Source organism: Streptomyces sp. NPDC005492 (genome assembly GCF_040605995.1).
Lineage (GTDB): Bacteria > Actinomycetota > Actinomycetes > Streptomycetales > Streptomycetaceae > Streptomyces.
This window is the reverse complement of record NZ_JBEXDX010000002.1, coordinates 131294-147749: the sequence shown is the minus strand read 5'-3', so window position 1 is coordinate 147749 and position 16456 is coordinate 131294. Positions and strand designations below refer to the sequence as shown.

19 protein-coding genes and 2 pseudogenes are annotated in these 16456 nt (G+C 71.8%); 11 read left to right on the top strand and 10 right to left on the bottom strand.

Annotated features, from left to right (window positions below):
• Positions 1-163: 163 nt before the first annotated feature.
• From ABZT04_RS03440 to ABZT04_RS03430, 3 genes are all read right to left on the bottom strand, one after another.
• A complete protein-coding gene (locus ABZT04_RS03440) occupies positions 164-613 on the bottom strand; it encodes a PIN domain-containing protein (RefSeq protein WP_356052444.1) in 450 nt (149 codons plus the stop codon).
• On the bottom strand, positions 610-876 hold the full coding sequence (locus ABZT04_RS03435; protein ID WP_356052442.1) for a CopG family transcriptional regulator: 267 nt from the start codon (positions 874-876) through the stop codon (positions 610-612). The genes ABZT04_RS03440 and ABZT04_RS03435 overlap by 4 nt, the downstream gene beginning before the upstream one ends.
• 279 nt (positions 877-1155) lie before the next feature.
• Entirely contained in the window at positions 1156-1638 is a 483-nt protein-coding gene (locus ABZT04_RS03430; protein ID WP_356052440.1) for a hypothetical protein, read from the bottom strand.
• A 106-nt stretch (positions 1639-1744) separates the two neighbouring features.
• Here ABZT04_RS03430 and ABZT04_RS03425 point away from each other — a divergent pair, with 106 nt between their 5' ends.
• Positions 1745-1933 (top strand): hypothetical protein, encoded by a 189-nt coding sequence (locus ABZT04_RS03425; RefSeq protein WP_356052438.1) that lies wholly within the window; start codon positions 1745-1747, stop codon positions 1931-1933.
• Positions 1934-2133: 200 nt separating this feature from the next.
• The gene (locus ABZT04_RS03420) at positions 2134-2742 is read left to right on the top strand and encodes a TetR/AcrR family transcriptional regulator (RefSeq protein ID WP_356052436.1); all 609 of its coding nucleotides are present in this window, start codon (positions 2134-2136) and stop codon (positions 2740-2742) included.
• A 589-nt stretch (positions 2743-3331) separates the two neighbouring features.
• Here ABZT04_RS03420 and ABZT04_RS03415 read toward each other — a convergent pair.
• Together ABZT04_RS03415 and ABZT04_RS03410 are read right to left on the bottom strand one after the other, a co-directional pair.
• Positions 3332-3901, bottom strand: coding sequence for a cupin domain-containing protein (locus ABZT04_RS03415; protein ID WP_356052434.1), 570 nt, complete (start codon positions 3899-3901; stop codon positions 3332-3334).
• Positions 3902-4020: 119 nt separating this feature from the next.
• Positions 4021-4791, bottom strand: a complete 771-nt coding sequence (locus tag ABZT04_RS03410) for an MBL fold metallo-hydrolase (RefSeq protein WP_356052432.1) — start codon at positions 4789-4791, stop codon at positions 4021-4023.
• Positions 4792-4875: 84 nt separating this feature from the next.
• On the opposite strand from ABZT04_RS03410, the gene ABZT04_RS03405 reads away from it, so the two are divergent.
• The 3 genes from ABZT04_RS03405 to ABZT04_RS03395 all read left to right on the top strand — a co-directional run bounded on the left by ABZT04_RS03405 (position 4876) and on the right by ABZT04_RS03395 (position 7124).
• A complete protein-coding gene (locus ABZT04_RS03405; RefSeq protein WP_356052430.1) occupies positions 4876-5529 on the top strand; it encodes a helix-turn-helix domain-containing protein in 654 nt (217 codons plus the stop codon).
• A 155-nt stretch (positions 5530-5684) separates the two neighbouring features.
• The gene (locus tag ABZT04_RS03400) at positions 5685-6701 is read left to right on the top strand and encodes a YihY/virulence factor BrkB family protein (RefSeq protein ID WP_356052428.1); all 1017 of its coding nucleotides are present in this window, start codon (positions 5685-5687) and stop codon (positions 6699-6701) included.
• A 108-nt stretch (positions 6702-6809) separates the two neighbouring features.
• A complete protein-coding gene (locus tag ABZT04_RS03395) occupies positions 6810-7124 on the top strand; it encodes a hypothetical protein (protein WP_356052426.1) in 315 nt (104 codons plus the stop codon).
• 19 nt (positions 7125-7143) lie between these two features.
• Here ABZT04_RS03395 and ABZT04_RS03390 read toward each other — a convergent pair whose 3' ends face one another.
• From ABZT04_RS03390 to ABZT04_RS03380, 3 genes are read right to left on the bottom strand one after another with little or no spacing between them, the layout of a single operon-like run.
• A complete protein-coding gene (locus ABZT04_RS03390; RefSeq protein ID WP_356052424.1) occupies positions 7144-9690 on the bottom strand; it encodes an FtsX-like permease family protein in 2547 nt (848 codons plus the stop codon).
• Between the two features lie 3 nt (positions 9691-9693).
• Complete coding sequence (locus ABZT04_RS03385) at positions 9694-10422, bottom strand: ABC transporter ATP-binding protein (RefSeq protein WP_356052422.1); 729 nt, start codon at positions 10420-10422, stop codon at positions 9694-9696.
• Positions 10419-10640 carry a hypothetical protein gene (locus ABZT04_RS03380; RefSeq protein WP_356052419.1) on the bottom strand — a complete coding sequence of 74 codons (222 nt, stop codon included), beginning with the start codon at positions 10638-10640 and terminating at the stop codon, positions 10419-10421. Before ABZT04_RS03380 ends, ABZT04_RS03385 begins: the two co-directional genes overlap by 4 nt.
• A gap of 179 nt (positions 10641-10819) precedes the next feature.
• Here ABZT04_RS03380 and ABZT04_RS03375 point away from each other — a divergent pair, with 179 nt between their 5' ends.
• The 3 genes and pseudogenes from ABZT04_RS03375 (at position 10820) to ABZT04_RS03365 (ending at position 13225) form a co-directional block, all read left to right on the top strand.
• Positions 10820-12148: a sensor domain-containing protein gene (locus tag ABZT04_RS03375; protein ID WP_356052417.1), complete on the top strand. Its 1329-nt coding sequence runs from the start codon at positions 10820-10822 to the stop codon at positions 12146-12148.
• Positions 12149-12220: 72 nt separating this feature from the next.
• Positions 12221-12352 (top strand): annotated as a pseudogene (locus ABZT04_RS03370) (sensor histidine kinase); the annotation flags it as partial.
• A 213-nt stretch (positions 12353-12565) separates the two neighbouring features.
• Positions 12566-13225, top strand: coding sequence for a response regulator transcription factor (locus ABZT04_RS03365; protein WP_356052415.1), 660 nt, complete (start codon positions 12566-12568; stop codon positions 13223-13225).
• A 3-nt stretch (positions 13226-13228) separates the two neighbouring features.
• Here the strand turns inward: ABZT04_RS03365 and ABZT04_RS03360 are convergent, their stop codons facing one another.
• Positions 13229-13960 (bottom strand): ferritin-like domain-containing protein, encoded by a 732-nt coding sequence (locus tag ABZT04_RS03360; RefSeq protein ID WP_356052413.1) that lies wholly within the window; start codon positions 13958-13960, stop codon positions 13229-13231.
• Between the two features lie 148 nt (positions 13961-14108).
• On the opposite strand from ABZT04_RS03360, the gene ABZT04_RS03355 reads away from it, so the two are divergent.
• The 3 genes from ABZT04_RS03355 to ABZT04_RS03345 all read left to right on the top strand — a co-directional run bounded on the left by ABZT04_RS03355 (position 14109) and on the right by ABZT04_RS03345 (position 15956).
• Positions 14109-14381, top strand: coding sequence for a hypothetical protein (locus tag ABZT04_RS03355; protein WP_356052411.1), 273 nt, complete (start codon positions 14109-14111; stop codon positions 14379-14381).
• Positions 14382-14523: 142 nt separating this feature from the next.
• On the top strand, positions 14524-15354 hold the full coding sequence (locus tag ABZT04_RS03350; RefSeq protein ID WP_356052409.1) for an alpha/beta hydrolase: 831 nt from the start codon (positions 14524-14526) through the stop codon (positions 15352-15354).
• Between the two features lie 269 nt (positions 15355-15623).
• Positions 15624-15956, top strand: coding sequence for a hypothetical protein (locus ABZT04_RS03345; protein WP_356052407.1), 333 nt, complete (start codon positions 15624-15626; stop codon positions 15954-15956).
• 46 nt (positions 15957-16002) lie between these two features.
• On the opposite strand, the pseudogene ABZT04_RS03340 reads toward ABZT04_RS03345, so the two are convergent.
• A pseudogene (locus ABZT04_RS03340) lies at positions 16003-16425 on the bottom strand (transposase family protein); the annotation flags it as partial.
• Positions 16426-16456 lie beyond the last annotated feature (31 nt).

Sequence of the window (16456 nt, the reverse complement as noted above, 5' to 3'; positions counted from 1 at the left end):
CGCACACGATGAGGCAGGGAGCGAACGCCCGCGCCTGCCGCAGCGCCTCGTCGAAGCTCAGGTCGACGCGGGTCCCGCGGACAACTCGACCGCGCCGGGGCCTGGTTGGGCAGGATCGGCCGACTCGCGAATTCGCTGTACGCGTACGATTCCGGGCCCTGCGTCAGAGCGGGAGGTCGTCGGGAAGTACCCGGAACGCCTTGTAGGAGCCCAATGGGCGTACGGCTCGGAAGTCTCGTCGGTCGAGGGTGAGAATCGCGTCCGTGTCGTAGTCGGCGGCAAGCGCCACGTTCACGGCGTCGGCGAGGTCGAGGTCGAGGTCCAGCGCGCGGTAGCGGACACGGACGGACTGGGCGGCACCCAGGTGGGCCTCGGTGATCTCCGGCATGACGACACGACCGCGGCTCATCCAGCGCCGTAGGTCGTCGACCGCGCTGAGGGCTGCTTCCCTACCGAGCTCACGCGTCGCCACGTGATCCAGTTCGGCAAGCAGGAGCGGGGACATGACCAGTAGGCCGGCCGCCATGATCGCCTCGTTCGCCGCCTGGTGTTCCGGATGAGTCGAATCCAGGGCTGCCAGAAGGCCGGACGTATCGGCGATGACAATGATCACGCGGCGGATCCGGAACCCGAGCCGGTCTCACGCCGGACGGCCTCGGCGACCGTGTCGCGGACCTCCGACTTGGACAACGTCCGCCCAGACCCCTCGAAGGTCCGCGAGAAAAGCGGCTCGTCCCAGACCCGGTTCGCCATGGCCGCGAGGTGGATGCCCTGGCGGATGATCTCGGCCTCGCTTATACCTCGGCGCTTGGCAGCCTCCTTGATGATGGCCAGGTCCTCGGGGTCGGCGTAGACGTTGGTGCGCTTCATCGACATGTACCAAGGGTAGTCCATGTACCGGATTGATGTATCCGGACGGGAGAGGGGTATGTCATGGGGTTCGGTTTCCGTGTCGGTGTGCCCGGGATGAGTGTGCGGGTCTCCACTCGTGGGGTGCGCACCTCGATCGGGCCACGTGCGGCGAGGCTCAGCGTGGGCAGTGGCGGCGCCAGGATGTCGACCGGACGCGGCCCCTTCTAGGCATCGAGTTCCCTCCGCGGCAATCGACGGCGTACCAGTACGCGGCGTACGACAGGATCTCGAGCGGTCGCCCCCTCAGTCGCGCAACTGGACCGGGTTCGCCGTCAGGCGGACCGGGCTCAGCAGGAGGCGGAGCGTGATGCCGCCATCGCTCAGTTGCGCGAGCTCAGGCGGCAGATGACCAGCGTTCACCTGGAGTCCTTCCCCGAGGCGCATCCGCCCGTCATCCCGGACGCCCCTCAACTGAGCCTGTCCTGGGCGCTCGCCGAAGCCCGGACGTTCCATCTTCAGGGCGTGGGGCGGCTGGCCCGCGCAGAGAGGGCTGCGGCCAGGCAACGGGCGGAACAGGACGCGCCCGCCTACCTGGCCGCCGAGACAGCGCGACTGCGAGAGATTCGCCATCGGTTGACGGACGAGGCCGAACGCTGGTGGCACGCCCTGCTCGCCAATGACGAGGACACCGTCTGCGAAGCGGTGAACACCGCCTTCTCGGACAATCCGGCCGCCGGCTGTGCCGTAGGCGTGGACTGCTCGGTGCTTTCGGTTGTTGTGCGGCAACAGGACCTCGACTCCATGCCGCCAGACGCCTGGGCTCACGCCCGGCGGACGCCCGACGCTGAAGAACCTCACCAAGCGGGACCGCGTCCTGTGGTGGCTGACGTCCGTGGGTTCCAACATCGTCGCCACGCTGAAGGAGGGCTTCGCCACCGCCCCCGGCATCACGGCCGTCGACCTCGCCGTACTGACGCGTCTGTCCGACACCCAGCGCCTCGGCTTCGTGGCCTACGGCCGCTGGACGCGTCAGGCGATCGCCTCCACGCCCTGGCGGGAACCCGAGGACGCCCTGCGCTAGAGCCCGGCGCCAGCTGGCACGCCGACCCAGTGGGCCTCGTCGATCCGGCTCATCCCGGCCTCGCCGCTACTGGGGCACGAGTTCCCCTTCCCTGGTGTATTCGGGCTCGTCGCCGTGGCCCGACTGACCCTCATGGATCTCACTTCGCGCGGCGGGCAAGATGGACCACCCAGTCCACTGCCACTGCGAGAAGGCGGGTCATGTCCGGGAAGCTGACGGCGAAGGGGCGGGCTACGCGGGGCCGGATCGTCCAGGGGGCGGCGGAGGTGCTGCGGGAGCAAGGTGTCGCTTCGGCGACGCTGGACGACATCATGGCGCGGACCAGTACCAGCAAGAGCCAACTGTTCCACTACTTCCCGGCCGGCAAGGACGAACTCCTCCTCGCCGTGGCCCAGTTCGAGGCGGACCAGGTCCTGGAGGACCAACAGCCCCATCTGGGGAGCCTCGACTCCTGGGAGGCCTGGGACCAGTGGCGGGACGCGGTCGTCAAGCGCTACGAGGCACAAGGGGACGCGTGTCCGCTCGGCGCACTGTTCCTCCAGGTCGGGCGCTCGACCCCCGGGGCGCGGGCGATCGTGGTCGAGCTGTTCCGCAGATGGCAGGAGAGCCTGGCGGCGGGCATCCGGGCGCTACAGGCGGCGGGCGAGCTCTCGGACGGCCTTGATGTCGACGCACGGGCCGCGGCGCTGCTCGCCGCGATCCAAGGGGGCGTGTCGATCCTGCTGTCGACCGGCCGGTCCACGCATCTGCGGGCCGCCCTCGACGAGGGCATCGCGGATCTGCGCCGCGCGGGCCTCGTCAGGGGGTGACGCGGAGCCGACGCGGCCGGGGCAGTGGCCAAGCCACGCGCCCAGCCAAGTCCGGAGGTCCACACGTCCGGCCGGTCCGGGCCAGCCCAGACATCTGCGGCCGCCCCCGACCAGGGCATCGCGGACCTACCCCGCGCGGGCCACGTCGTGGGGTGACGCGGACCCGACACGGCCGGGAATGCGGCATGCGCCCAGGCCAGTCCCCGGTCCAGCCCAGACCTCTACCGGCCGCCCCCGACGACGGCATCGCGGACGCGTTCGAGACGGCGGGAGCCCGCTCCAGACCGCCCGCCCCGTCCATCCGTCTTTCGTCCCTACGTCGACCGTGTCTATATCGACGGCTCAGCGCGAGCGCACAGGGATTAGGGCGGCGAAGACGGGGACAGGCGCGGGGACGAGACAAGCGGCGAACCCGCGACGGCGCAGAAGCGATCGGTTCCCGCTATGCCGACCGGGCCGCGCGGCGCCGATCAGACCAGACCGTCGTAGACCAGACCAGGTCGGCGTAGACCAGACCAGGTCGGCGAGACCAGACCAGATCTTCGTAGACCAGACCAGGCCGTCGCAGGTCAGGCCTCGTCGAAGTGGATCAGGCCCCGTCGGCAGGCGTCTCGAAGTCCGGAGCCTCCGGCAGCAGCACCAAGTCGATCTCCGGACGGGAGAGGAGCGGGCCCAGGGCTATGCCGCGCTCCGCCGGCCAGAACGTGGGCTCCTCGCCGGGGACGGGGTCGTCCCCGCCCTCCAGCCACAGGTTCTCGCCTCCGCCGGGGGTGAAGAAGGAGACCATGTGCGCCTGTTCGTCGGTGCGGTTGCGGAAGCGGTGCCGCGTGCCCCTGGGTACGAAGACGAAGTCGCCGGGGTTGGCGGTGAAGGTCTCCTCACCGTTCAGGAATTCCACCGCGCCCGAGATGACGTAGAAGGATTCGTCCGCGCTCCGGTGGACATGCGCGATCGGCCCGCCGCCCGGAGGCAGCCGGCAGTCGGTGAAGCCCAGGATGCCGCCGGTGGAGTCGGCCGGCGCCAGGGTCGAGTAGACGTCGCCGGACATCCACTTGACGATGCCCTTCTCGGCGGGGACGTGCATGACGCGCGGACGGAGGTAGTCCGCCGTCTGCGGGTCCTTCGTCTCGGTGTCGTTGTTCGACGGTGCAGAACTCATGTCATTTCCTTGGGAGTTCGGAACGTGAGGTGCATCGATGCGCCGGGCGGCGACGGGGCACCGCCCGGAGGTCTGTGGCGCGACACCGCGAGCCGCGCTACGGGTGGGATCGGGCCGGGTCAGCGCACGCCGTACTCGCGTGCCAGCCGGGAAGCCGCCCCGATGCCGCCGGTGAAGGGCTCGCCGTGGCCGGGCAGCAGCATGCCCACCGCGGGCAGTTCGTCGAGCCGGTCGAGGGCGGCGAGCGCCGCGCGGCTGTCGTGGGTGAAGCAGCGGCACACCAGCGTGGGCCCGGTGCGGCCGGAGAACGCGTCGGCGGTGACCAGGGCGTCGCCGGTGAAGAGCAGTCCCCGGTCGGCGAAGAGGTACGCGGTGCTGCCGGGCGTGTGTCCGGCCATGACGACGGCCTGCGGGGCGCCCGGCAGGTCCTTCAGCACCCGGTCGGTGTCAAAGACCCGCGCGTCCCGTACGGCGGGGGCGGTGAAGGCTCCGGAGCGGGCCAGTCGGAGCGGGAGGGCGAGCGCGGAGGGCCGGCGCAGGAGGTAGGGGAGCATCGAACGCTCCGGTTTGGCATGGCGGTTGGCGCTCCGCGGGCCGTCGCGCAGGATGCCGGCGTCCCGCTCGTGGATCCAGATGTCCGCGCCGGCCTGCTGGAGGGTGTGGGCCAGGCCGGTGTGGTCGAGATGGCCGTGGGTCAGCAGCACGGCACGGATGTCGGCCGGCGGACGGCCGAGGTCGTCCAGCAGCGCGTCGAGTTGTTCCCGGTGCGCGGGCAGCCCCGCGTCGACCAGGACGAGGCCGTCGGGGTCCTCGATCAGGTAGAAGTTGACGCCGTGATCACCGAGGCGATGGACGCCGGGTGCCACCTGCACGGTCGCGGGACGGGACATGAGAGCCTCCGGCAACGGAGCTGTGCCGAAACGAATTCGGAATTTCAATACAGTCGACTGTAACAGATTGAGGGAGGAGCGCCGATGCCAGGCGAGACGCCACGCCGGCCCTACAACTCCGAGCGCCGGCGAGAAGCCGCGCACCGCAACCGCGCCGCGGTGCTGGCGGCCTGCCGAGAGCTGCTCTTCCGGGACGGCTTCCACGCCACGACCATCCGCGCGGTGGCCGAACGGGCCGGTGTCTCCGCCGAGACCATCTACAAGTCCTTCGGCGGCAAACCGGGCATGGTCAAGGCCCTGTGGGACATCACGCTGGCCGGCGACGACGAACCGGTGGCCATGGCCGACCGCCCCCAGATGCGCGAGGTCCTGCGGACGACGGACCCGGTCGCCAAGTTCCTGCTCTACGCCGCGTTCGTGCGCGGGCTCAACGAACGCGTGGCCGCGCTGTTCGCCCTGCTCACCCAGGCCGGCCCGGACGTCGGCGAGGTTCTGGCCACCGCCGAGCAGGAGCGGCTGACCGGCGTCACCGCGTTCGTCACCCACCTCGAAGAGACCGGCGCGCTGCGTCCGGACGCGGACCCGGCCCACGTCGTGGACGCCGTCTGGGCGCTGGCCGGACCGCAACTGTTCACCCAGCTCACCGCGGGACGCGGCTGGCCGGCCGCCACCTACGAGGAGTGGCTGGCCAACACCCTCACCGCCACGCTCCTGCCGCTCCCATCCCGGGAGGGGTGAGCGGCGCGCGGGCATGCCGCACTCCGGGCACTCGCGCGTCCGCGACCGGCGAACCGATCCTCTACGACCTCGTCCTCGGCCGGACCGCCCGAGCCGCCCCGCGTGGAGTAGGACGTCCAGGCCCGGGCAGAAGGGAATCCGGAGGTTGGGGGCAGATGGGCACGAGCCACCCCCACCGCCGCCTGTCGACCCACCAGGAGACGACCTGTGACGTGCTCCATCCGTACGTCCCCGGCGGCCGTCCCGCCGCTGACGGGGAAGCCGTGAGCGCGGCGGAGCCGTACGCCGGCCGGGCCCGCCGTATCGCCGGGTTGCGGCCGCCCGCCGCCTGGTGGCCCGCGCTGCGGCGCACGCCGGTGTCGCTGTGGAACGACGACATCACGGACTACGCGGCGGCGCTGACGTACTACGCGATCCTGGCGGTGGTCCCCGCGATGCTGGCGACGGTCCTGGCCTTCGGTCTGATCAGCCCGGAGACGGCCGAGGAGTTCGTCATCCACGTCACCGCCTACGCCCCGGCCGGCTCCGGCGCCGACCTGCACGCCGTCCTGTCCCACGCGCTGGACGCGGACGGTACGGCGTGGCCGCTGCTCGTGACCGGTGCGGCCAGCGCGCTGTGGTCGGCGTCCAGCTATCTCGCCGTGTTCCGCCGCGCCCTGCACCGGATGCACCGCGTCGAGGACCAGCGCTCGACCTGGCGCAAGGCGCACCGCATCGTGCTCACCGCGCTCGTCCTGCTCGGTCTGCTGCTCGTCGGCTCGCTCACCCTGCTGCTGACCGGCCCGCTCGCGGAGGTCGTCGGCCGGGCCTTCGGCATGGGCACCACCGCGGCCTGGGCATGGAGCCTGCTGCGCTGGCCGGTACTGCTGTGCCTGGTCGCCCTGCTGGTCGTGGTCGTCTTCCACACCGGCCCGGCCTCCGCCCGCCGCCACGGCCACACCCTGCCCGGCGGCGCGCTGGCCGCCGCGCTGTGGCTGAGCGTCTCCGCGGGCTTCTCGTCGTACGCCTCGACCCTCGGCGCCTACAGCAGGCTGTACGGCTCGCTCTCCGGCATCGTCGTCTTCCTCGTCTGGCTGTGGCTGTCGAACCTGGCGCTGCTCACGGGCGCCCAGTTCGCGGCGGAACTGGACGGGCCGCGCGGCCGGAGCACGAAGGAGCCGACGGTCCCGTAACACTCCCCCGGGGGGCGCGCACGACCCACCGTCTCCATCCTTTGGTATAGGTCCCTTTCCTCCGCAGCGCCGACGACCGGCCGCCCCGCCGCCGGAATGCTGGAGGCCATGGACATCATTTCGCTCACCGTCGTACTCAGCGCGGTCGTGGTCGCGGCCGCCTCGGTCCTCATCGCCGCGAACGAACCTCCGCTGTGGATCTACGCGTTGAGCGCGGCGGGCGCCGTGCTCCTGAGCGACGCGCTGCTCCACGGCCCGGCCGTCACCTCCGTCATCGGCGACGACCTCGTCGGCACATGGGCCGTGCGGATCGCCCTCACGTCCACCGTCACGGCGGTGTTGGGCTTCTTCGTCGGGAGGGGGCGGGACCGGGAGCGGCGGGCGGGTGCCGAGGACGTCGACGTCTCGGCATCCGCTCCCTGAAGGCTCGGGGCAAGGCGGCTCACTGCGCCCGAATCGCCTCCGCCGGTGCCGTCCGCAGGGCCTGCCGGGTCGGGAGTTCGATGGTCAGGAACGCCGTGGCGGTGACCGTGAGGGCGAGGGCCGGGAGGAGCCAGGTGGGGCCCGCCGGCCAGGGGTGGCCGAGGAAGCCCTGGCCGAGGAGGGCCAGGGGGAGCGCGGAGAGCAGCAGGGCGGTGGTGAGTGCGGTGGCGGCGGTGACCGCGGCCTCGCGGCGCATCATCGCGCGGATCTGGCGGGGGGTGGTGCCGTTGAGGCGGAGGGCGCCCAGTTCGACCCGGCGCTGGGCGGTGGCCGCGACGAGCTTGTTGGCGATGCTCAGGAGGAGGTAGCCGAGCAGGACGACGATGGTGACCAGGTTGATCCACACCTCGGGCGGGGCGTCCTTCAGGCCGCCGGTGGAGGGGGAGTTGGCGGGGGCGAGGTCCAGGCCGGGGTGGGAGGCGGCGAGAGCCGTCAGACTCTGCCTCGCCCTCGCCGTGCCGTCCGTGCGGATCAGGAGGGACGGGTCGAGGGCCGTCGTGGTGTGACCGGCGGCCAGGTCGTGGGAGAGCACCACCGTGCCGAAACCGAGGCCCCGGCCGTAGACGGCGACGACCTTGGCACGGACCCGGGTGCCGTCGCCGAGGACCAGGTTCACCCGGTGGCCCACCGTCGCGGAGCGCGAGCGGGCGACATCGGCGCTGACGGCGACGGTCGCGCCGGTGAGGCGGTCCAGGGCGCCGTCGCGTACGTCGAGGTCGAGGACGCCCGCCGCGTCCGGGGTGAGGATCGTCGCGGGACCCGACTCGGACGCCGGGTCGCCGAACTGCTCGTACTCCCACACCACGGTCGTCGTGCCGACCGGGGCGGCGGCCCGCACCCCGGCCGTCTTCCGTACGGCGGCGAGGGTGTCCGGGGGCAGTCCGCCCAACTCCGGTGCGCTCAGGCGCAGTTGGGCCAGGGTGCCGGTGCGGGTGTCGTGGGCGGTGGCGGCCAGGACGGTGGTCTGGGTGAAGGTGTACGTCAGCACGAACATGACCGCCATGGCCAGGGTGGAGACGATCCCCGCGTTGCGCAGGGCGTAGGCGCGGAGGTTGGCCATCGCCAGCCAGGTCGACGCGGACCCGCCGTACCGCGTGGCGCGGGCCGCCGCACCACCGATGCCCCGCACCAGCGCCGGACCGGCCAGCGCCAGGCCGATCGCCCCGACGATGCCGGCGATCGAGGTGGCGGTGGCGCCGATGACCGTACGCAGGAAGAGCGGCACGGCCGACATGGCCAGCGCGGCGAGGATGACGATCACGCCGATCCGGGTCCGGGTCCGCGACGGTTCGCGCGGTTCGCTGCGGGATTCGGCGACCGCCTCGGTGGCCGGCATCCGCGAGGTGCGCCAGGCCGAGCAGCGGGCCGACACCTGGACGGCCAGGAGCAGCAGGAGGATCGCCGCGAGGGCGGGCAACGGGCTGAAGGTGAGCGGGAGTTCGGCGGGAATGACAGCGTGGTCCACGAGCAGGCCGCGGAACTGTCCGGCGAGGAGGTAGCCGAGTCCGACGCCGGGTGCCACGGCCACCGCCGCTACGACGCTGGACTGGGCGGCGGCCAGTCGGCGGATCTGCTTCGGGGTCGCGCCGACCGCCCGCATCAACGCCAGGTCGCGGCGCTGCCCGGCGATCGACACGGCCAGCGCGCTCGCCATCACGAACCCGGTGATCAGCACGACGATCCCGGACAGCGAACCGGCGAGCAGCACCAGCAGCGAGCGGGAGGCGCCGGCCCCGGGCGCGGCCGTGTCGCCCCGCCCGTCGCCGGTGACGGTCAGCAGGCCGGTGCCCTTCAGCTCCGTACGGACCTCGGCGGCGACCCGCCCCTCGGCGCCGGGCGCGGTGCGCAGACCCACCAGGTCGACGCGGTCCGCGCGACCGGAGAGTCGTAGGGCCGTCGTATCGGCGAAGTACAAGCCCGCGCCCGCGCCCCGCGTGTCGACCACGGCGGAGACCCGATAGCCGGTGGCCGGGCGGGCGTTGACGACGACCTGGACCCTGTCGCCCGGCCCGATGCCCGCCGCCGTGGCGGTGGCGCGGTCCACGGCGATCTCGTCGGAGGCGTCCGGCGCGCTGCCGGTGACGTGCGCGTCCGCGTTCGCGTTCGCGAGCAGTTTCGTCGAGGACCAGCCGTGCCCCGCGGCCTGCGGATCGCCGGCCGGTACGGCCACCTGTCCGTGGGCTTCGACGAGGGCGGCGGGGAAGCCGACGTCGCCGACCGCGGCCGTGACACCGGGCAACCTGCCCAGTTCGCCGACGAGTTGGGCCGGGATCCTACGGCGTTCCGGGAGGGCGAGCGGCAGGTCGCCGGGCGGGTGGTACTCCTGGTCGGCCGCGACCACCACGGACGCTCCGGCGAGCCGGCCGGCGGGCAGGTGGGAGCGGAGGCCGGACTCGGCCAGGACGCCGGTCGCGGTGATCAGCGCCGCGCCGCCGAGGACCGCGCAGGCCACGGCGATCAGCGCCGTGACGCGGTGCCCGACCATCTGTATCGCGAGACGGAACATGACTCACACCTCTCCCAACGCGACCATGCGGCTTGCCAGTTCGGGGGCGGTGGGCGCCTTGAGGGCCTCGACCACCCGGCCGTCCGCCATCACCAGCACCTGGTGCGCGCGGGCGGCGGCGGCCGGATCGTGGGTGACCATCACCACCGTCTGGCCCAGATCGGCGACGAGGTCGCGCAGCAGGTCGAGGACCTCGTGCGCGCTGCGCAGATCGAGCGCGCCGGTCGGCTCGTCGGCGAACACGACGGCGGGCCTGGCCACCAACGCCCTTACTACGGCGGCCCGTTGCTGCTGCCCACCGGACAGCTCGGCGGGGCGGTGGCTCAGCCGGTCGCCCAGTCCGACCCGCTCCACCAGCGTCCGCAGCCAGTCGCGGTCCGCCGTGCGTCCCGCCAGCCGCAGGGGCAGCGTGATGTTGTCCTCGATGGAGAGGGAGGGGATCAGGTTGTACGCCTGGAACACGAACCCGACGCGTTCGCGGCGCAGTTGGGTCCTGCGGGTCTCGTTCAGCCCGGCGATCTCGTGACCGTCGATGCGGACGCTGCCCGAGGTCGGGGAGTCGAGTCCGGCGGCGCAGTGCATCAGTGTGCTCTTGCCGGAACCCGAGGGTCCCATCACGGCGAGGAAGGTGCCGCGTTCCACGGTCAACGAGACGTCGTCCAGGGCGAGTACGCCGCCGGGGTACGCCTTGCTGACCCGCTCCAGGGCGATGGCCGGGGCGTTGGCGTTCATCGACGGCCCCGCAGGTTGCGTACGACGAGGGCGCCCGCGCACAGCACGGTGACCGCGCCGCACACCAGGTGCACCCAGGTGTGGGCACCGCCGAAGGAGAGCGCCATGTTGGTGAGCGCGCTGGCCACCACCACCATCCAGAGCAGGGTGCGGGCGATGTCCCCGGAGCTGAGCCGGTCGGCGGGATCGGAGGTCGTCGTGTTCTGCGTGTTGTGCATCGGGGCTGCTCCCGTGAGTGGGTGAGGGGGCCGTGGGCCGTACCCGCTGTCGTCACCGACGCTATGGATCGGCACCCCTCGCGGCCGATCCCGCAGTCCGCCCGGTTCGGGGTACAGCAGGCTGTACTCCCTTGTCTCTCGGGTGACGGCGAACTCCGGCGCGACATAGGGTCGTTCGCATGGCAGCGAGCACGAGCGAGGCGGGCGGTGCGGCGGCGGGCCCGCGTGAGGACAGCGGGAGCGGCGAGAACGGCGAGACTGCCGAGAACCGCGAGAGCTTCAAGGACATCGCCCTACGAACGCTGAGTGCCGCCGGTCGGGCCATCGCCCAACTCGTCTCCGGGTTCAACACGGGCCTGCCGGCTGTGCTGTTGCTGCTGTGGCTGGCCCTGACGGCCGCGACGAGCCTCGTAGGCGTAGGACTGCTCATGGCGCCCGCGTCCCTGCGCGCGCTGCACGCCCTGGCGGGCCGGGAACGCGACCGGCTCGCCCGCTTCGGGCCGGAGGTCGCTGCCCCCGATCCCCCGCCGACGCGGCTGCGGGCGGCCCTCGTAGACACGACCACCCGGCGCGAACTGGCCTGGCTGGTAAGGCACTCCACGACGGGCGCGCTGCTCGGTCTGCTCGGCGTCCTGCTGCCGATCCTCGCCGTGCGGGACACCGCGTTTCCGCTGTACTGGAGGTTGATGCCCGAGGGCGCGACCGCCACCTCCGTGGGCGTGGGCAACGCACACACCTGGGCGGACGCCCTCGGCGTGACGCTGCTGGGCGTGGGGTGGATCGCCATCATCCTGGGGCTGGCCCCCGGGATGGCCCGGCTGCAGGCGGGGCCCGGGCGGCGGCTGCTGTCGGCCGGACCGGACGCCGATCTCTCCCTGCGGGTAGCGGAGTTGACCGCGACCCGGGCCGCCGCGCTCGACGCCCACGCCACCGAACTGCGGCGCATCGAACGCTCCCTGCACGACGGCGCGCAGAACCGGCTCGTCTCCGTCGCCGTACTGATCGGGGCGTCCCGCCGCATGGTGGCCCGCGACCCGGCCGGCGCCGACGAACTCCTCGAACGCGCCCAGTCCGCCGCCGAACAGGCGCTGGCCGAACTGCGCACGGTCGCGCGCGGCATCCTGCCACCGGTACTGGCCGACCGGGGGCTCGCGGGCGCGCTGTCCGGCCTCGCCGCGAACTGCGCGGTGCCCTGCCGGGTCGACGTCGACGTGCCCGAACGCTGCGCCGCGTCCGTCGAGGCGACCGCCTACTTCGTCGTCGCCGAGGCCCTGACCAACATCGCCAAGCACAGCGGCGCCCAGCACGCCGTCGTCACGGCCCGCGGCAGCGCCGGCCGTCTCCTCCTCTCGATAGAGGACGACGGCCACGGCGGCGCCGACGAGCACGCGGGCTCCGGCCTCACCGGCATCCACCGCCGCATCGCCGCCCACGACGGCACCCTCACCCTGAACAGCCCACCCGGGGGACCGACCGTCCTCAAAATGGACCTTCCATGCGGAGCCTGAGACCCATGGGTCAGGGGTCCGGAGAGGTGGAGCCTGCCGTGCGGATCGTGAGGGCCGGCGACGGCCAGCAGCGCCGACGAGCACGCGGGCTCCGGCCTCACCGGCATCCACCGCCGCATCGCCGCCCACGACGGCACCCTCACCCTGAACAGCCCACCCGGAGGGCCGACCACCCTCAAAATGGACCTTCCATGCGGGGCCTGAGACCCATGGGTCAGAGGTCCGGAGAGGTGGAGCCTGCCGTGCGGATCGTGGTGACCGGGGACGACGGCCAGTGCGGCGCCCACGAGAACCGCGGCCCCAACGTGACAGCCGGGGACGACGGCCGGAGCGGCGCCCGCAAGAACAGCGGCTCCGGACTCCCCGGCATCCGCCACCAGACTGACGGACCACGGAACGCGAGATATGGAACCTGACATGCGCATCGTGATAGCCGAGGACGACCCGCTGCTGCGCGAAGGCCTCGCCCTGCTGCTGCGTGCCGAGGGGCTCGACGTCGTGGCCACCGCGGGCACGCCCGACGAGGCGCTCGACGCCATCGACGCGCACAAGCCGGACGTCGCCATCCTCGACGTACGGATGCCGCCGACGCACACCGACGAGGGGATCGTCGCCGCGGTCGAGGCCCGGCGTAGGCGGCCCGATCTGGCGGTGCTCGTGCTGTCGGCGTACGTCGAGCAGAGCTTCGCGACCGAGCTGCTCGGCGGCGGGGTGAACGGCCTCGGCTATCTGCTCAAGGAACGGGTCGGCCGGGTCGAGGAGTTCCTCGACGCCCTGCGGCGCGTGGCCGCCGGCGGCACCGCCATCGACCCGGAGGTCGTCGCCCAGCTCTTCACCCGCTCCCGCCAGGACACCCGCCTGGACCGGCTCAGCCCCCGCGAACGGGACGTACTCGCCCTGATGGCCGAGGGGTTGGGCAACTCCGCCATCGCCGAGAAACTCGTCGTCACCGACGGCGCCGTCCACAAACACATCCGCAGCATCTTCGCCAAGCTCGACCTCTCCCCCACGGACCAGGTGGACCGCCGGGTCGCGGCCGTCCTGCGGTATCTGGAGGATCTACGGCGGCTGTCCTGAGCCTCAGGCTCCCGGCGACCACGCGTCCGGCACCGGCGCCAGTACCGAAGAGACCACCCTGCCGCCCAGTGCAACGACGTCCGCCGCGAACCGGAGCCGCCCGACACCCAGCCGCCGTAGCGCCGGGCCGTGGTCGACGGCGACGACGAGGGTGACCGCGAGCAGCAGGAGTCGCCAGAGGAACATCACCGGGCGGCGCAGCGGACGGGGCAGTTCGGCAAGGGACGCGTGCAACCGGTCGCAGTGGAACGGGACATGGCGTTGCTCGTCGGCCAGGATCCGGGCCGCCACATCCGAGGTGAGCGGGTCGCGGGTGCCGTCGCGCAGGGCGCGGTAGTAGCGCAGGGCCACCACCTCCGCGATCATCAGCACCAGCAGTTCCATGCGCAGGCCCATGAGTCGGCGCAACCGTACGAAGACCGTGTCGCTCCAGTGCCCGCTCAGCGTCGGCACGCCCCCCGCGGCCAGCAACCGGGCGAGCAGGCGGGCGTGGTTCTGTTCCTCGGCGACGAAGAGCCGGACCGCCCGCGCGTAGTCGGCGTCGCCGGCCTGATCCGCCTTGCCGATGAGGTTCGTACCGTCACCGTCCTCGCCGATCTGGAAGCGCTGGATACCGGCCCACACCGCCGACGGGAGCGTCGCCCCCTGCTCCCAGTCCGGGTCCCCCTCGGCCTCCCGCCGCTCCCGTTCGTCCTCGAACCGCTGTGTCCACTTGGCGAATCCGTCCGTCCGCACCCGGTCTCCCCTCCCTGGGACTCCCTGCGACACGGCCACCGTGCCCTGGAGAGGGACGACGCCCGGCGACCGCCGAACCGTTCCACGGCCGCCCGCACTCGCGGTGGAAGTCGGGGCCCTACCGTTCACATGCGCACCACTCAGGGACGTGGCGCGCCCGCACCGCCACAACCCCGACTCCTTCGGCCGCCTGCGCGAGCGCGTCGTAGCGGCCCTCGTCGCGGCCGGCGCGGAGCCGCCGGAGGCGGAGCAGAGCTGGTACGCGTTCGGACTGGGCGTCACGCAGTGGCTGGGCACAGCGGAGACAGACCTCGGCCTGGGCACGGCCCGCCCCCGCTTCGACCTGTTCCTGGACACCCTCCTGCGAGGCCTACCGGCCCGCACGCCGGTCGAACACCCGCGCCCCGGCACGGCCGACTAGCACCTGAGGCCCACCCCAAGACAGCAGAGGGACGGCCGACCCTCATCGTGAGAGTTGGCTTGCATAAAGAGAGCGCACCCCCTACCTTCATGAGAGCCAGCTCTCAGCACGCGAGAACCAGCGATATGACAAGGACCCCACCATGACCACGTCCGCTCCCACCCCCGCCTCCACCCGCACCGTCGCCCTCCCCGGCGGACTCTCCGTCACCATCCAGGAGTTCGGCGAGAACACCGAGGGCACCGGTGTGCTGGTACTGCACGGCGGCGCCGGCCCGCGCACGGTGACCGGTATCTCCACGGCCCTGTCCGAGCACGTCTACGTCGTGACACCGACCCACCCCGGCTTCGACGGCACCCCCCGCCCGGATCGCTTCGACACCGTCGCCGACCTGGCCATCGCCTACCTGGACCTGCTCGACACCCTGGACCTGAAGGACGTCATGGTGGTCGGCAACTCCGTCGGCGGCTGGATCGCGGCGGAGATGGCCCTGCGCGACAACCAGGGCCGGATCGCCGCACTGACCCTCATGAACGCGGTCGGCATCCACGCCCACATGGCGGAGAACCGCGTCGTCGACCCGCGCCCCATGGCCCCGGCCGACATCAGCCAACTCTCCTTCGCCAAGGCCGAGTTCCGCCCCGACTTCACCTCGTTCACCGACGAACAGCGCGCCGCGAACGCCGCCAACCAGCAGACCCTCGCCATCTACGGCGGCGAACACTTCACCTACGACCCGAAGCTCCGCGCCCGCCTCCACCGCGTCACCGTCCCGGTCCTGGTCGTCTGGGGCGAGAAGGACGGCATAGCCCCCCTGAAGTACGGCCGCGGCTACGCCGACGCCTTCCCCAACAGCCACTTCGTCCCGATCCCGGATGCGGCCCACTTCCCGCAGATCGAGGCGCTGGGGGCCACTCTGGACGCGATCGGCGATTTCGTGAGCACGGTCGTGAAGCCGGACACCTCGGCCTGACGGGGCCGCCCGCTCCACGGACGGGCTCGAGTCGTGGACCCGGACCTGTGTGGTGCCGGTGGCGATCAACTACCGGGCGGGCAGAGCATGTTGGCGTGAGCGGGGTCCGGGCGCCCGGCCGCACAGAACACCGCACATCCCGGGAAGCCATCGTCCGGCCACATCAGGAGGATGAGCATGGGCTCCGTCATCGTCGGTGTCATCGGAACCCTGTCGGGGGTCCTGATCGGCAGCACCCTCCAGCAAGTACAGGCCGCACGTAGCCACAGATGGGAACGCGAAGACTCCCTCAGGGAGCGAAACGCGGCGTCTACACCGAGTATCTGAGATCGATCAGCGCGAGCTACGTCCAGGCGACGTCAGGACAGAGAGAGCGCTCCGAGGACGCCGGGCTCCTCGCGACTACCGCCGAGATCGAGATCCTCTCCGGGCAGCATGTCGCCAGACAGGCGCGTGACCTCACAAACGCGGTCCTGGATGTGCACTCACGCATCGCCGAGCGTACGGCCGTAGCCGAGGCCGCAGTTGAGGCCGTAAACCAGCGGCGTTACGAGGTGATCGACCTGTTCAAGGCAGATCTCGGGATCAAGGAGCGCGCCTGACGAACTCGTGAAGCGGACTCGGGGGGCACGAACTCACGGGGCGTTTTCAGCGTTGCCCCTCCAGGGTGAGGACAGTTTTGGTGGTGACGGTCCTGCGGTTGGGACTGATGCGGGATCTTCGGAAGATCTGCCAGGACTTCCGCCGTGCCATGCCGCGTTCGCAGATACGGATCATCCGGTGGGTGCGCGCCGCGCTGAGGTCATGAGTGCGGCCGGGCAGGGCGGGCGAGATCCACAGCAGCTCGCCGGCCGGATCGGTAAGGACCCGGACGTTCACGCCGTGCCGACGGTGCTTGGCCGAGTAGTCCGCCCAGCAGTCGCCGACGCGGTCGCACTCGGCGAGAGTTCCGTCCAGCAGGACGAAGTCCGGATCGTGCTCGCGCAGTGTCTTGAACAGGCCAGGGGCTCGTTCGGCGAGCGGGCCGGTCACGGTGGTGACTTACGCGTGGACGGTGCCGACGGATATCCCGATCAGTGACCACGCTGAAAACGCTCAGTGC

What these genes read in the sequence shown, in the direction of transcription:
- ABZT04_RS03435 (WP_356052442.1), bottom strand. Translation starts at nt 876, where the DNA reads ATGTCGATGAAGCGCACCAACGTCTACGCCGACCCCGAGGACCTGGCC.
- ABZT04_RS03420 (WP_356052436.1), top strand. Translation starts at nt 2,134, where the DNA reads ATGTCCGGGAAGCTGACGGCGAAGGGGCGGGCTACGCGGGGCCGGATC.
- ABZT04_RS03415 (WP_356052434.1), bottom strand. Translation starts at nt 3,901, where the DNA reads ATGAGTTCTGCACCGTCGAACAACGACACCGAGACGAAGGACCCGCAG.
- ABZT04_RS03410 (WP_356052432.1), bottom strand. Translation starts at nt 4,791, where the DNA reads ATGTCCCGTCCCGCGACCGTGCAGGTGGCACCCGGCGTCCATCGCCTC.
- ABZT04_RS03405 (WP_356052430.1), top strand. Translation starts at nt 4,876, where the DNA reads ATGCCAGGCGAGACGCCACGCCGGCCCTACAACTCCGAGCGCCGGCGA.
- ABZT04_RS03400 (WP_356052428.1), top strand. Translation starts at nt 5,685, where the DNA reads ATGGGCACGAGCCACCCCCACCGCCGCCTGTCGACCCACCAGGAGACG.
- ABZT04_RS03395 (WP_356052426.1), top strand. Translation starts at nt 6,810, where the DNA reads ATGGACATCATTTCGCTCACCGTCGTACTCAGCGCGGTCGTGGTCGCG.
- ABZT04_RS03390 (WP_356052424.1), bottom strand. Translation starts at nt 9,690, where the DNA reads ATGTTCCGTCTCGCGATACAGATGGTCGGGCACCGCGTCACGGCGCTG.
- ABZT04_RS03385 (WP_356052422.1), bottom strand. Translation starts at nt 10,422, where the DNA reads ATGAACGCCAACGCCCCGGCCATCGCCCTGGAGCGGGTCAGCAAGGCG.
- ABZT04_RS03380 (WP_356052419.1), bottom strand. Translation starts at nt 10,640, where the DNA reads ATGCACAACACGCAGAACACGACGACCTCCGATCCCGCCGACCGGCTC.
- ABZT04_RS03375 (WP_356052417.1), top strand. Translation starts at nt 10,820, where the DNA reads ATGGCAGCGAGCACGAGCGAGGCGGGCGGTGCGGCGGCGGGCCCGCGT.
- ABZT04_RS03365 (WP_356052415.1), top strand. Translation starts at nt 12,566, where the DNA reads ATGCGCATCGTGATAGCCGAGGACGACCCGCTGCTGCGCGAAGGCCTC.
- ABZT04_RS03350 (WP_356052409.1), top strand. Translation starts at nt 14,524, where the DNA reads ATGACCACGTCCGCTCCCACCCCCGCCTCCACCCGCACCGTCGCCCTC.
- ABZT04_RS03345 (WP_356052407.1), top strand. Translation starts at nt 15,624, where the DNA reads ATGGGAACGCGAAGACTCCCTCAGGGAGCGAAACGCGGCGTCTACACC.